The 14,316-nt window shown below is 48.8% G+C and carries 6 protein-coding genes; 1 reads left to right on the top strand and 5 read right to left on the bottom strand.

All coding sequences use genetic code 11. The features are described 5' to 3' along the window. Positions 1-139: 139 nt before the first annotated feature. Positions 140-3,520: a DEAD/DEAH box helicase gene (locus QUA25_RS10930; RefSeq protein ID WP_333037506.1), complete on the bottom strand. Its 3,381-nt coding sequence runs from the start codon at positions 3,518-3,520 to the stop codon at positions 140-142. Between the two features lie 177 nt (positions 3,521-3,697). Then, positions 3,698-3,907, bottom strand: coding sequence for a hypothetical protein (locus QUA25_RS10925; RefSeq protein WP_333037505.1), 210 nt, complete (start codon positions 3,905-3,907; stop codon positions 3,698-3,700). 61 nt (positions 3,908-3,968) lie between these two features. Here QUA25_RS10925 and QUA25_RS10920 point away from each other — a divergent pair, with 61 nt between their 5' ends. Next, positions 3,969-6,122 (top strand): polyribonucleotide nucleotidyltransferase, encoded by a 2,154-nt coding sequence (locus tag QUA25_RS10920; RefSeq protein WP_333037503.1) that lies wholly within the window; start codon positions 3,969-3,971, stop codon positions 6,120-6,122. Between the two features lie 359 nt (positions 6,123-6,481). Here the strand turns inward: QUA25_RS10920 and QUA25_RS10915 are convergent, their stop codons facing one another. The 3 genes from QUA25_RS10915 to QUA25_RS10905 form a co-directional block, all read right to left on the bottom strand. After that, complete coding sequence (locus QUA25_RS10915) at positions 6,482-7,735, bottom strand: Rid family detoxifying hydrolase (protein ID WP_333037502.1); 1,254 nt, start codon at positions 7,733-7,735, stop codon at positions 6,482-6,484. A 267-nt stretch (positions 7,736-8,002) separates the two neighbouring features. Beyond that, entirely contained in the window at positions 8,003-13,315 is a 5,313-nt protein-coding gene (locus QUA25_RS10910) for a response regulator (protein ID WP_333037501.1), read from the bottom strand. A 51-nt stretch (positions 13,316-13,366) separates the two neighbouring features. Beyond that, complete coding sequence (locus tag QUA25_RS10905) at positions 13,367-14,305, bottom strand: HNH endonuclease (RefSeq protein WP_333037499.1); 939 nt, start codon at positions 14,303-14,305, stop codon at positions 13,367-13,369. Between the last annotated feature and the right edge of the window lie 11 nt (positions 14,306-14,316).

Genomic DNA, 14,316 nt, shown 5'->3' with positions numbered 1-14,316 from the left:
GAAACCGAGTCTTTTAGTAAAAAACTGGACTATAACCTTTAATCCTGGTAGAAAACCCGGTTTCTTTGGTCAGAGTGTGTAATTACTCTGATTTTTGACAACTAAAGTCCTCACTAGAAACCGAAGAAAATTCAACACATTATTCTTCTTCTGTTTCTATAATAGCATTGCGATCGAGGATTAGTAAATTGCGAAGTTGGTCTGTATCGAGTTCGGTGAGCCAGTTTTCGCCGGCGCTGACTACTTGTTCGGCTAGAGCTTTCTTACTTTCGATCATATCGTGTATTTTCTCCTCTAACGTACCCGTACAGACAAATTTGTGGACTTGCACGTTGCGAGTTTGACCGATGCGAAATACGCGGTCAGTTGCCTGATTTTCTACTGCGGGATTCCACCATCTGTCATAGTGGAAAACGTGGGTTGCTCTGGTTAAGTTCAAACCTGTGCCGCCTGCTTTTAAAGATAAAATCATAATCGGCGGGCCTTGGGGGTCGTGCTGGAAGCGATCGATCATTTCTTCCCGCTGCTGTTGCCGAATTCCTCCGTACAAGAACAAAACTTCTCGCCCTAAATGCTGTTCTAGATGCGGTTTCAGGAGTTTTCCCCATTCGGCAAATTGAGTAAAAATTAAAGCCCGATCGCCCTCAGCGAGCACCTCTTCTAACATTTCCACCAACCGCTGCAATTTCCCCGATTCCTGACTCTTAATCTCCAATTCTTTCGGCTTAGCTTCTGCTTTCACAAGAGCCGGATGGTTGCAAAGCTGCTTGAGTTTTACCAGCAAAGCCAGAATCATTCCCCGGCGCTGAATGCCTTCTGCTGATTCTAATTCCGCTATTGACTCTTCGACTATTTTCTGATATAATACCGCCTGTTGAGCCGCGAGGCCACAAAATACAGTCATCTCCTGTTTTTCGGGCAAATCTTGGATGATTTCTTTGTCAGTTTTCAGGCGGCGGAGGATGAAAGGCCGAACGAGCGATCGCAAAGTCTGCAATGATTCCCTATCTCCGTATTTCTCGATCGGAATTGCAAATCGGCGTTGAAAGAAATTGCGCGGCCCCAAATAGCCAGGATTGAGAAACTCCAAAATAGACCACAATTCTTGCAGTCTATTTTCCACCGGAGTTCCCGTCAGCGCAATTCTAAAAGATGCCTCGATTTGCCGCACCGCTTGCGACTGCTTCGCCTCGGAATTTTTAATATTTTGCGCTTCATCTAAAACCAATCCTTGCCATTTAATGCCTTGAAATTCCTTCGCATCGCGAAAAACCAGGGCGTAACTGGTAATTATTAAATCTTTTCCCTTAATTTCAGAGGCAAATGCTTTGCCTTTAGCGCGTTTGTCTCCGTGGTGAACTAACACTTTTAGCGTCGGGCCAAATTTCTTGACTTCGCGCTCCCAATTGCCCAATACCGATGTCGGACAAACCAGTAAGGTTGGCGCTTCTAGAGAATCTTGTTCCTGTAAGTGCACGAGGAAAGCAATTAGCTCGATGGTCTTGCCCAATCCCATATCGTCCGCGAGACAAGCACCCAAACCCCAGCGTTCTAAGAATGCTAACCAGCCTGCTCCTAGGGCTTGATAAGGTCGCAATTGTCCTCGGAAACTAGCCGGAGTTGCGATCGCACTTACCGCTTGATTATCGCTCAAAGTATTCAACAATTCCTGAAGTTGACCCGTGGCCTCAAAATTCACCACAGGCAATTTTTCGATCATCTGAGTATCGCCCGACGCCAAACGCAAAGCATCCTCCAAAGAAAGAGTCATTTGTTCTTTGCGGCTGGCAAAAAAAGTTTGAGCCGCTTTCACATCAGGCGCGCGCAACTCCACCCACTCGCCGTTAATTTCCACCAAAGGCGAATTCAACGCGGTCAATCTATCAAATTCTGCCTTAGAAATGCGCTGTCCGCCGATCGTCAATTCCCACTTAAAATTTAGCAGACTTTGCAATCCCAACCCGCCTTTTGCCGGAGTCACTTTCGGAGTTTCCGCTTGAATGCTCAAACCCAAACGGCTCGCCCAACCATCTGTCTTTGTCAAACTCGGCGGCAAAACTACGCCCAACCCGCTATCAGCAAACCGCCAAGCTACAGACTTAATAAACTCGTAAGCTTGCAGCGGATTTAATTGGCAAGATTGAGGCCGCTGTGCTTGCAAACTCGGTTCAATTAACGGATAAAGTTTCGAGGCTAAACCCAAGCCGCTAAGCAAAGTTTCTTGAGGCAATTCTATTGTCCGCCCTGCATAAGCCAAACGCTCGACAGAGTTGTTCCAAACAGTTGTCGCGTCCACCAAAAAGTCGGTTTCATCTGCTGCTTGCAAGCAATAATTTAAATTCCAGTTGGCTTTACCGGGCGCTGGCGGTATGAGTTGAAAGCAAGTGCGAAATTGACTTTGTTGAGATAATTGGTTTTGCAGCGGTGCAGTCCAAGCACTCAGCTTGGTTGCCAAGTTTTCCAATGCTGCTGTTTCTACTTGGACAATCCCAGATTCCTGCTGCAAAGCTTGCAGCCAGTCGCGCACAGGAGAAACTGCTTTGATGTCTAAAGTAGAGCTACCAGCCGATCGCACTTGACTATCTACAATACTACTCAAAAAGCCTAACACCAATTCCTCCGCCCCCATCGGCAAATCCACCGCTAAAGGCAATTGACTGCATTCTTCTTCCTTTTCCCCTCTTCCTTCTTCCTTCTTCCTTCTTCCTCCTTCCTTCTTCCTGACATCCGTTACATCCGTTACATCCGTTACATCCGTTACATCCGTTACAGAATCCGTTGCCGAACTTCCTTCTTCCTTCGATTGATATGTTCTGCAAGCCGTCGGCATTTGCTTGACAAAAGTGGCAAGGCGGAGTGTATCTGTAGAACTATCTAACAACGGTTGCCATTTGGCAATAGCAGAACCGTCGGACTGTTTCTCCAATCCCGGCAAAAATTTGCATCTTGCCAACAAATCCAAACTCCACCTAGCAATATGAGACCAAAAACGCAAATCTGAGCCGACAAAAGAGTCGGGTTCCGTACTGTTAAGCGGTAGTGATTGCAAGAAAACAAAAGCTGCTTGAGGGTTGAGACAAAAACCCTCGACTTGCCAGGGATAAAGGTAAATATCCTCGGTTTTAGCGGGTTCCTCAAGTGCTGCGGCTGAGTGCTGCGGCATCAGATTTGCGTTCGCTTCTGAGATTTGGGTGGGAAGTGCGATCGCCCGAATTTCCCTTTTAATTGAGGAGTTTGGGGCGGTAATTTCTGCGTTGGGAGTTTTGGACGATCTCCTAGTTTTTTTACTTTTTTCCGGTAGAGTTTCTGCGGTTTCCGGTAATTGCCAATCCAGTTTTCCCGACTGCCGCAAGGAATTTAGGAAAGTCTTAAATTCCGATTCGGTCATTGCTAAGGGATGCGGTAGATTTATCCCCGATTCTATGGTTTCAATTGCCCCTATTTTTCGCCAAGTTTCTCCCCAAATAAATAAGCAACTTTTTTCATTCTCTAGGAGCCAACTGCCGTGTAAAATAGCCATATTTTTTTAGCCTGATTTTATATTTAAGTGCGAGGTTGACTAGAGCATTTATATGGGATTTATGAAAAATTTATTTAAAACAAACCGAGGAAATTTTAAGCCAGATAGGAATTAGGTAGAACCTGTATATTTAGGTACTTATGGCACACCTTACGGCTTATTCCCTGACTTAGATAACTAAATCCCTGTTCCTTCTTCCTTCCAAGTCCCAATTCCCAAACGAAAATTCATCGTACCATCTATGGAAGGCGTTTGGCGGGCGATCGACCAGAGAACCGACCCCAGACTGCAAAAAATAATTATCGAGTATAAATGCTTACAATCGAGACACAGACAGTCGATCGCGAGGCGATTATCCCTGTCTTTTGGCGTCGGACTCTCAAACATCCTGTGGTAATGTTACGATCCCGACAGAGAAAGAATGTGGTAGATAAGGAAGCAGTGCTACATGGTAGAGATAGACAAGTCAATATCCTTCGATGGACGGGATATTAGACTGAAGATTGGTTTACTAGCGCCTCAAGCAGGCGGTGCAGTTTTGATTCAGTCGGGTGACACGGCGGTTTTGGTGACAGCGACTCGATCGCAGGGGAGAGAAGGAATTGATTTCCTGCCCTTGTTGGTGGATTACGAAGAGAGACTCTACGCTGGCGGTAAAATTCCCGGTGGATTTTTGCGGAGGGAAGGGCGTCCCCCAGAAAAAGTGACTTTGACTGGCCGTTTGATCGATCGACCGCTGCGTCCGCTATTTCCAAGCTGGCTGCGAGATGACATCCAAGTTGTAGCCACAACGGTTTCGATGGACGAACAAGTGCCACCGGACGTTTTGGCGGTGACGGGGGCTTCCGTAGCGATTCTGCTGGCGAAAATGCCGTTTTACGGGCCGATGGCCGCGGTACGAGTCGGTTTGGTAGGAGATGATTTCATCATCAACCCCACCTACAGCGAAATCAAAGAAGGCGAGTTGGATCTCGTGGTAGCTGGTTCTCCTGACGGAGTAATCATGGTAGAAGCCGGCGCCAACCAATTGCCGGAACAGGATATCATTGAGGCGATCGACTTCGGCTATGAAGCAGCCTGTGACTTGATTCAAGCCCAGCGCGAAATTATGGCGGAATTGGGCATCGATTTGGTGGTAGAGGAACGGCCATCGCAAGATTCGGCCCTGGAAACCTTCATTCGCGATCGCGCCCAAGAACCCATCCGCATCATTTTGTCAAGATTTGAAAAAGACAAAACAATACGGAATGCAGCATTGGACGAAGTTAAGGCAAATGAAGTCGAAGCTGCGATCGCCGAACTCCCGGAAGAGGACCCGGTAAAAGTAGCGGCCACCGCCAACAGCAAGGCGATCGGCAACGTTTTCAAAGACGTTACCAAAAAAATGATGCGGAAGCAGATCCTCGAAGATGGCATCCGCGTAGACGGTCGCAAGCTAGACGAGGTGCGACCCGTTTCTTGTCGCGTAGGCGTGCTGCCGTCGCGAGTACACGGCTGTGCGTTGTTTAATCGAGGCTTGACTCAAGTCTTGTCTGCAGCTACCCTGGGAACCCCAGGCGACGCCCAAGACTTAGGAGACGACTTGCACCCGCAGCAAGACAAACGCTACTTGCATCACTACAATTTCCCGCCGTTTTCGGTAGGAGAAACCAAGCCGATGCGATCGCCCGGACGCCGAGAAATCGGTCACGGAGCCCTCGCAGAACGCGCTTTACTGCCGGTTTTGCCATCCAAAGAAGATTTCCCCTACGTGATTCGCGTAGTTTCAGAAATCCTTTCTTCCGACGGTTCGACCTCAATGGGTTCAGTTTGCGCCTCAACGCTAGCATTAATGGATGCAGGCGTTCCCCTTTCCCAACCCGTCAGCGGCGCGGCAATGGGCTTAATTAAAGAAGGCGATGAAGTCCGAATTTTGACTGACATTCAGGCAATTGAAGACTTTTTAGGCGACATGGACTTCAAAGTAGCCGGTACCGACACCGGGATTACTGCTTTGCAGATGGACATGAAAATCAAAGGTTTACCCTTAGATGTGATTGCTACCGCCATCCGCCAAGCCAAACCAGCCAGACTGCACATTTTAGAAAGAATGCTGGCAACCATCGACACTCCCCGCAAGGAAATGTCGCCGTTTGCACCACGTTTGCTAACCCTGAAAATCGATCCAGAATTTATCGGTTTGGTAATTGGGCCTGGTGGCAAAACGATCAAAGCCATCACCGAAGAAACCGGTGTCAAAATTGACATCGAAGACGACGGAACCGTGACAATTGCTGGCAACGACAGCGAAAAAGCTCAGCGGGCTTACAACATTGTCCAAGGCATGACGCGCAAGTTGAATGCAGGAGACGTGTATGTCGGCCGCGTAACTCGAATTATTCCGATCGGCGCTTTTGTGGAAATTTTGCCCGGAAAAGAAGGAATGATTCACATTTCCCAGTTAGCGGACTACCGCGTTGGAAAAGTGGAAGACGAGTTAGCTGTGAACGATGAAGTGATTGTCAAAGTGCGAGAAATTGACAATAAAGGTCGAATTAATTTGACCCGCTTGAATATTCATCCCGACGAAGCGGTAGCCGCCCGCGAAGCGCTGAATAAATAGTTTACGGTTGGTAATTGGTAATTACTTGTAGAGTAATTGCTAATTGCTAATTGCTAACTGGTGATTAGTAATTGCTAATTGCTAATTGAGATTAAATCTGATTGTTTCAGATTGATTTGGGAGTAGGTGCGCGACAGCGACAGATCGACAAAAGTGCGATCGGCTGTAGAAGTTAATAAAGTCGCGCACTTTACCCTCGGCGGTTGCTATAAATAAACTTTCAAATTATTCATCTCTCTCCCCTCTTTCTCAGCGCCCTCTGCGCCCTCTGCGGTTAAATCACTCATAAATATTAAAAAAAACAAACTATCCAGAAACCAGACTTATTTAAAAAGCCTGGTTTCTCAAAGAAGCTCAAATCAAATCACAGCAATGCAGTCAATTTCAACTAACACATCTTTCGGCAAACGCGAAACCTCCACACAAGCGCGCGCCGGTGCTGTTTCCGCATCAAAATATTTCGCATAAACCGCATTCACAGCGGCAAAATCATTCATATCTTTGAGGAAAACCGTAGTTTTTACGACATCCAACCAAGTAGCGCCGGCTTCTGTGAGAATGGCTTCGAGATTTGCCATAACTTGTTCGGTTTGTTTTGCCACGTCGTCGGTGTAGACAATATCGTTTAGTCTAATGTCGATCGCAATTTGGCCAGCTACAAACAGCATAGTGCCCGTAGCGGCAATGGCTTGATTGTAAGGGCCCACGGGTGCGGGTGCTTTGTCAGTACGAATAATTTTGCGCGTCATAGATATTACTGTTTGGGATAATTTTTCCAAAGTTTCGGGCTGGTAGATTTCTGCGTCAGAGGTTTCTGGCTCGTAGATTTCTCCATCGGGCATTATAGCACCAGTTAAGTCGGCATTTTCAATATTCCAGCCATAGGTTATTGCGTCAGTTAAGTCGGTTCTTTTCAAGTTAGCTCTACTTAAATCTGCTCTACTTAAATTTGCTCCTCGTAGATTAGCTCTTTCTAGATTCGATCCTTGCAAACAAGCTTTTTTAAGGTTAGCTTTTGCCAAGTTTGCCACACTTAAATCTACATTTATCAACTTCATTCCTGACAAATTCTTTTCGGGCAATTTGACTGCCCTAAGTTTAGAACCGTTGATATTTTTTGCCTCTAAGAGTTTTACACCACTTAAAATTGCAGAAGTTAAATCTGCTTGAATTATGTTGGCTTCAGTCAGATTAGCGTTAGTCAAGTCCGCTCTATTTAAGTCTGCGTGAAACAAGGAGGCTCTACTTAAGTTAGTAGCGGTTAGATTTGCACCACTCAGATTTGCCTTGTCAAGATTAGCATTAGTCAAGTTGGAACTACTCAGATTTGCTTTACTCAAATTTGCACCGTTGAGTTCTGCTAAACTTAGATTAGCTGAATCACAACGTATTCCACTCATGTTTGCACTTGTCAAGGATGCCCGACTCAAATTAACAGCGTAAAAAATCGCATTTGTTAGGTTTGTGCCACTCAAATCAGCCCCAGTCAAATCAGCACTTTGTAGGTCTATCCCACTCAGGTCAGCACCTTTAAGGTCTACCCCACTTAACTTTGCATTCGGAAATTTACGTTCGCCTTTAGCGTATCTTTCTAAAAGTTCTTTAGCATCCATAAATCACCTCGATCGCCCTTCCGCTAAACCCCACTTTCCCAGCCTACCACCAAAACCGAAAGCGCGATCGAACATCTGCGTCAATCCGCGTTAATCCATTTTCATCTGCGGTTCGAGAAATTCCCTTTTTTAACCGCAGATACAGGCAGATAAACACAGATTGACGCAGATAAATTAGAGATTATCTGCGTCAATCCGCGTCAATCCATTTTCATCTGCGGTTAACAAATTACCTTTTTTAACCGCAGATAAACACAGATTTACACATTACACACCAACCGGGGCACCAACAACCTCACCTTTCAACATCCGAGAAGCAGCATCGAGCAATTGCTCCTCCAAATAAGGCTTAGTGAAATAACCTTTCGCGCCCAAACTGTAAGCCATTTGGCGGTGTCTGTCAGCACCGCGAGAAGTCAACATCGCGATCGGCAATTCACACAAAACGGCATCCTTCTGCATCCGAGAAAGTAGTTCCAAACCGTCCATTCTCGGCATTTCAATATCGCAGAAAACGATATCGCAAGGCAGACCAGATTTCATCTTTTCCCAAGCTTCCTTACCGTCGCGAGCTTCTTCCACACGATAGCCAGACTTCTCGAAAGTAATCGACAAGAGCGATCGCACCGTAATCGAGTCATCGACAATCAGCACAGTCGGCTCAGTCTTCTCGATTTCCGCCTCCGCAGCAGCCCGATCGCCCTCATCCCAAAGCGTACCGCCAGTGTCCTTCCGCAGCCTTCCCGTAGCCAAATCGATCAGCTCCAGAACGTCCGCAATCGCCACGATCCGACCGTCCCCGAGCACGGTGGCCCCAGCAATCCCGATCGGCTTCGGCACCGGCCCTTCCAACGGCTTGATCACAATTTCCTGTTCCGTCGAAACCTGATCCACCTGCACCGCCAAGAAATTGCCAGCAGACCGCAGCACGATCACCGAAATCATGTCATCGTCAGTATTAAACCCGTAAACACTGCCCCGACCCAAATGGCGGCTGTAAGCCAGCAGATCCCGCAGCGGCCGGAACGGCAAGCTTTGACCCCGCCACTCAATGCAAGGCAAACCATCCGCCCCCGTCGTCACCTGATCGCGAGGCACATCGATCATATCCTCGACCCCATCCATCGGGAAAGCAATGCGAGCGCGATCGCTAATGCAAGTCAGAGCCTTAGAAATACTCAACACCAGAGGCAAACGGATGGTAAACACAGTCCCCTTGCCGATGGTTGAATCGATCGACACAGTGCCCCGAATTTCCTGCAACGAAGTCTGCACAACATTCATACCGACCCCCCGGCCGGCGTACTCCGTCGCCTGTTCCTGAGTGCTGAAACCCGGCATAAACAGCAAATCGTAAACTTCCGAGCGAGACATCCTCTGAGCCTGAGCCGCCGTCAGCATACCCTGCTTAATCGCCTTCGCCTTCACCCGTTGCGGGTCAATCCCCGCCCCGTCATCAGAAACCGAAACCACGGTTTGGTTCCCTTGGTGGAAAGCGCGAATCGTAATCCTGCCGACAGCAGGCTTCCCAGCCGCCAGACGCACCTCCGGCGGTTCGATCCCGTGAGTAATCGCATTGTTCACCAAATGAGTCATCGGGTCATATAGCTGATCCACAATCATCTTGTCGATCAAAATATCCTTACCCTCAACCTGCAACTGAGCCTGCTTGCCGCACTTAATCGCGATTTCCCGCACTGCCCGGAACAGCCTGTCCGTCGTCTCCGCAAACGGCTTCATCCGGGCGCGAGTCAAACCTTCTTGCAGTTGAGTAGTAACTTGTCGCAGTTGGCGAGTCACCTGATCCGCCTCATCCACCAAAAACTCAATGTCCGCCGCCGACTCCCGCACCCGCACGATCAGCTCAATAATCTCTTGAGCCAAACTGTGGAAAGGAGTAAACCTGTCCATTTCCTCCGGTCTCCAGGCACTTTCCCGGGTGTGGGCCGAATCCTCAGAGCGCCAGGCTGATCGGTGTCCCTGCCGGTTTGCCAGCAAAGCAATCTCCAAAAGACTCCGCTCGTAGAAATCCTGAGTCCGCTGGCTCACATCGCTCAGCAGCGCAACCTGGTGCAGCAAATTGTCCAAAAACTGCCGCATCCGTTCTTGGTCTTGCTCCAAACTGTTGCGGTTTACCACCAGTTCCCCCATCAAATTGCTGAGGTTGTCCAGTTGCTTGACCGGCACCCGCATCGTCTGGTCGCCGAACCCGCCCGCGCGGGCATTCCGCCTGGGTCTGTTGAGCGCCGACTGCCCCATATTGCCTTCCCCTTGGCGGCCGCTGTCCTTTGGATCTTCCAGCAGTTTTTCCAAATCGCCAAATTCGTCGTCGCTCTCATCGGCAGCAGTGCGCGGAGCTTTACTAGCAGTGGTCGCCGGTAGCCCGTGAATTTCCGGCATAGTTGCGCTCTCGCTAAGGAGTTCTTCGAGATCCGAGAAAACTTCTGTATTTACCGGACTCTGATTTGTGCTTCCAGAAGCTGCTATGACAGCTCCAGCACCCCCTGCAATTAACAGTGCTTCTAAATCGTCAAAATTGCCTTCGGCATCCTCATCGCCTGATTCGCCCTCGGCAAAAAAGTCTGCCAGCGACCCCTCTTCCAACTCCGAGGAATCGGCCTCGCCCGACTCGTCCTCAGCGTCCCAAAAGCCCGTCGTCAGTTCCGAAGTCACCAGAACCTCAGCATCGATCGAATCCAACAAATCATCAAAACCCTCCAACTCTTCGTTGTTGAGAGTAGCCCCGGTTTCCATCGCCGAGAGCAAGTCAGCATCGCCCTCAAACATACCATCGAGAGATTCTGCTGGCAGTGGCTCTAAATCCGCACTTAAAAAATCCGTTTCCAGGGCATTAAACAAATCATCTTCGCCCTCAGACTCCCCGGCGGCATCTGTTGCGGCTCGATCGAACAAATCCGCACTCGCCTCGTCGAACAAACCATCGGCAGGTTGGGCAGACAACTCCTTCACATCCGCAGCGCCGTCATCTGGCGCCGATCCAGCATCGCCTGGGTGCACCATGCCTTCCCCAAACATATCCTCCAAGAAATCGAAAGCTGCGCCCTCATCAGATTCGACATTGGAAATTTCCGACTCAGGACGATCGTCGGACAAAGCCCCAAGTTCAACCTCTGCCGAATTTGTCAAGTCTTGGTCGGAAACAGCCGCACCATTGTTCTCGAACAAACTCCCCAAATCGCCCTCCTCAACTCCCACATCCGCACTCAGCAATTCTGAATCCCCATCCTTCAGCCAAGCCCCACGGGCTTGCCCCGAAGCTTCTCCGTCATACTCAGTACCCGTAGGTACAGAACCGAAAAGCTCAGCCAAATCGGCAGCTTCTCGGGAGGTAGCCACTCCTTGCCGATCCCGCACAGTCTGTTCATCCTCAGAAATCGCGTCTGAGGTCATATCCCCAAACAGCGCATCTAAATCCGTATCGTCCAGCTCCAGGTTGAGCGATTGCACAGACTCGTCTTCCATGCCGAAAGCATCTTCTAGCCAGTTTTCATCTGCAGAGATATCTAAATCAGAATTTGATGTCATGTTAAGAACGTTGCCCATTTCCTCATTTTGTGCGGTGCCTGCAGCTTGATCTCGATCGCCCCCGTTCTCCCCACCTTCGTCTTCTGAAGAAAGGAAATTAGAAGTAATCCCCATCAGCTCGCTCAAATCCGAATCCTCGCCAAGCTCAGAGAACAAATCAAAATCATCCATTTCAGGCAGAGCAAGCGCTTCGGCATCCGCTGAATCATTATTGCCCCCCCCTGCTGCAGGCTCCTTCGATTCTCCGTCTAAAGCCTCAGACTTCAGGGAATACTCCGAAGAGACTGCCGGCCCACCTGTTGCCTCAGATAAGCCTAAATCACCGAACAAGTTCTCGAAATCAGCATTGTCCGTACTACCAGCAGAAGTTTGGGCAGCCACTTCGTCCAAAAGCGTACCGAGAGCATCTTCGTCCCCTTGTCCCCTGGCTGGGGCCACCGTGTCCTCTCGCCGCTCCAAACCGCCCCTACCGTTACCCGTTTTAACCTGTTTGCGAGTTAACCGCTGGCTCGAACCCCCATTTTTCTGACCGGCAGCTAATGCCGATCCCTCTGCCTCTTCTCCAAACAGCAAATCCTCCCCAAACAAACTCGTCAGGTCATCAATCGGAGGCTTCGTGTTCGTTTCGGAACTTTCGGCATCGTATTCGTCAAACAACAAATCAGTAAAATCGCCGGAATTGTCATCGTCTGACCCCAGCATTCCCGCCGCCGATATCCCAGAAGACTGTGCATAGTCGAGGTCTTCTTCTTCTTCCCAAGCGCCGTCGAGCTCCGGGGACTCGCCGTCAAACAAGTCAGCTAAAGTGTTGAGTTCTGCCGCGCCCACTTCCGGGCCGGTGCGGGTCGAGCCTCTAAAAGCACCCGTCTCCATATCCGATTCTGCGAAGGCGGAATCCTCGTCGAACTGGGACGATCGAATGCCACTGTCATCGTTGCTGTCGCCGCTGTCGAGTTGGTCGAACAGCTCGTCTATACTCAGCCCAGAAATAGTCGGCAGCAACTTGTTCAATCCATCCGTGGCATCGCCCGATCCCACCAGATCCCAGGCCTCATCCTCAACAGAAACCACATTTGTCCCGGATTTACTCGGTTGAGCGAAGGCCAGCAAATCTTCAAAATCCGTTTCTGGAACCTGAACAGTCGGCTGCAGCGACAGAAGTTTTGCGCTTGGTGCGATCGACGATTCTAGACCAGAAATTACCAGTTCTTGCGCTTGTTTGATGTCTTTGATCACCGTTGGGGCTAAGGTGCGGTAGGTATTTTCTGGGTTGGCGATCGCCTTGGATACAGCTTGGATCAATTCTATCCAGCAGGGCAGTTCAAATTCTTCCCCTGCCCTGAGCAAGTTCCGACAAATGTTCTTGAGTTGCCGCCTGCTTTCTGGCCCCTCGGGCTGTTTGAACTCTTGCAGGAGTTCGCGCATCCTCGCCGGCACGTCCGAGTCAAATACTAGCTGCAGCGCGCTGTCTTCTGTTGCTCTGGCATCAGGTGCGTAAACTGACCGCGAATCTGGAAAACTCCTTGATGAGGCAAACGTCCCCACTCCCACCCCCGCCATAACTTGTTCGGGTACTGGCATCGCGTAGCTATCGTCTGCATGGTATTCTCCGTGTCCGACGAGTCCCCCCAAGTGCCCGTTGAGCTCTTCAAATACTGGTTCTAATTCTCGAACCATTTGTTCTCCCAATTCTTCTGTCAGTCCAAAAGGCCCCGACAGTTGCTCTAACAGCCCTTGCAATGTGTCAAAAATTCGCAGAAAAAGGGACTCTAGCTGTTGGTCTACTTTAACGCTGCACTCTTTTAAAACTTTAAAACTATCTTCTAGTCGGTGAGCTGTTTGCTGAATGCTCGTCAGCCCCAGCATTGCTGCTCCTCCTTTGACAGAGTGAGCGGCCCTAAATACTTCGTTGACCAGTTCTGGGTCTTCGATCGTGGTTTGCAGATTCAGCAACCCTTGTTCGATCGTATTGAGGTGGTCTTTTGCCTCCTCAATAAAGTAGCCCATTATCCTCTGTTGTTGCTCCGGCAGCATAGTTTTATTCCTGATTTTAAGCGTTATTGTATTGGGTCTATGTTAGTAGTTCTAGAGAAGCTCTTTGTATATCTCGCCCCTTGCCAAGAGAATAATCTGACTGCGAGATATCGCAAATGTCCTGGCTATTTTTGTTTTCGATATGCCCTCACTTAAAAGATAGCGAATCTCCCGCACTTGTTCGGGTTTAAGTTTGCGCTTGACAGGTGGAAGGAAAGGAAAGCGGTTTTTTTCTATAGCATCGCGGGAGTTATCGGCGGGGGTTCCTTCCCAAAAATGGTCGGGATTGACACAACCGCGATCGTCGCAACTGTGACACGCAAAATAACCGGGTTTAACAGGCCTTCCCAGTTTGTGTTCCAGTACCAGCCTGTGAGCGTAGAAACTTTTTGTTTGGCCATTAATTTTAGTACCCTTAATGGCGTAACCATCACTTCTTTTAGCCAACGTACAAATCATGCAGCCGTTGGCCTGTATTTGGGCACGAATACCTGGAATTATTTCTTGGCCTCGCAGTTGTTTTTTAGGTTTCGGCGCCGATGTACTTCCTACATCTTTAATTCGTCCTTTCTTAAACCTGTATTGAGAATTTTCCAGTCGAGAACCTTCCCATAAATGGTTTGGATTAATGCAATTCCTAACATCGCAAGTATGGCAAGCAAAGTATTCCGGTCTAATCGGACGACCTAAAATATTTTCTAATACTAAACGGTGGACATTAAAAGTTTTCCATTCACCGTTAATGCGAAGTCTCTTGTTTGCATAGCCACTACTAGATTTAGCGAGAGTAGAGATAATACAGCCCGTCGGCTGAATTTCACCAAAAATGCAAGGAATTACCTCTACTATGTTATCGTCCATCTGTGCAACTCCTACTTTGTTTAGGTGTTGAATTAGCAGCCCCGCAGCGGTTTCAAGACTGCGAGGTTGCTTTTTCTCTGCCATCCTTGCCACACTAATGTGCTGGTAAATCAGCCGATAAAAAAGCATTAGACACTTAA

The organism is Microcoleus sp. Pol17C6, assembly GCF_036701145.1.
Classification (GTDB): Bacteria; Cyanobacteriota; Cyanobacteriia; order Cyanobacteriales; family Microcoleaceae; genus Microcoleus.
This window is presented reverse-complemented; position numbering and strand designations above follow the sequence as displayed.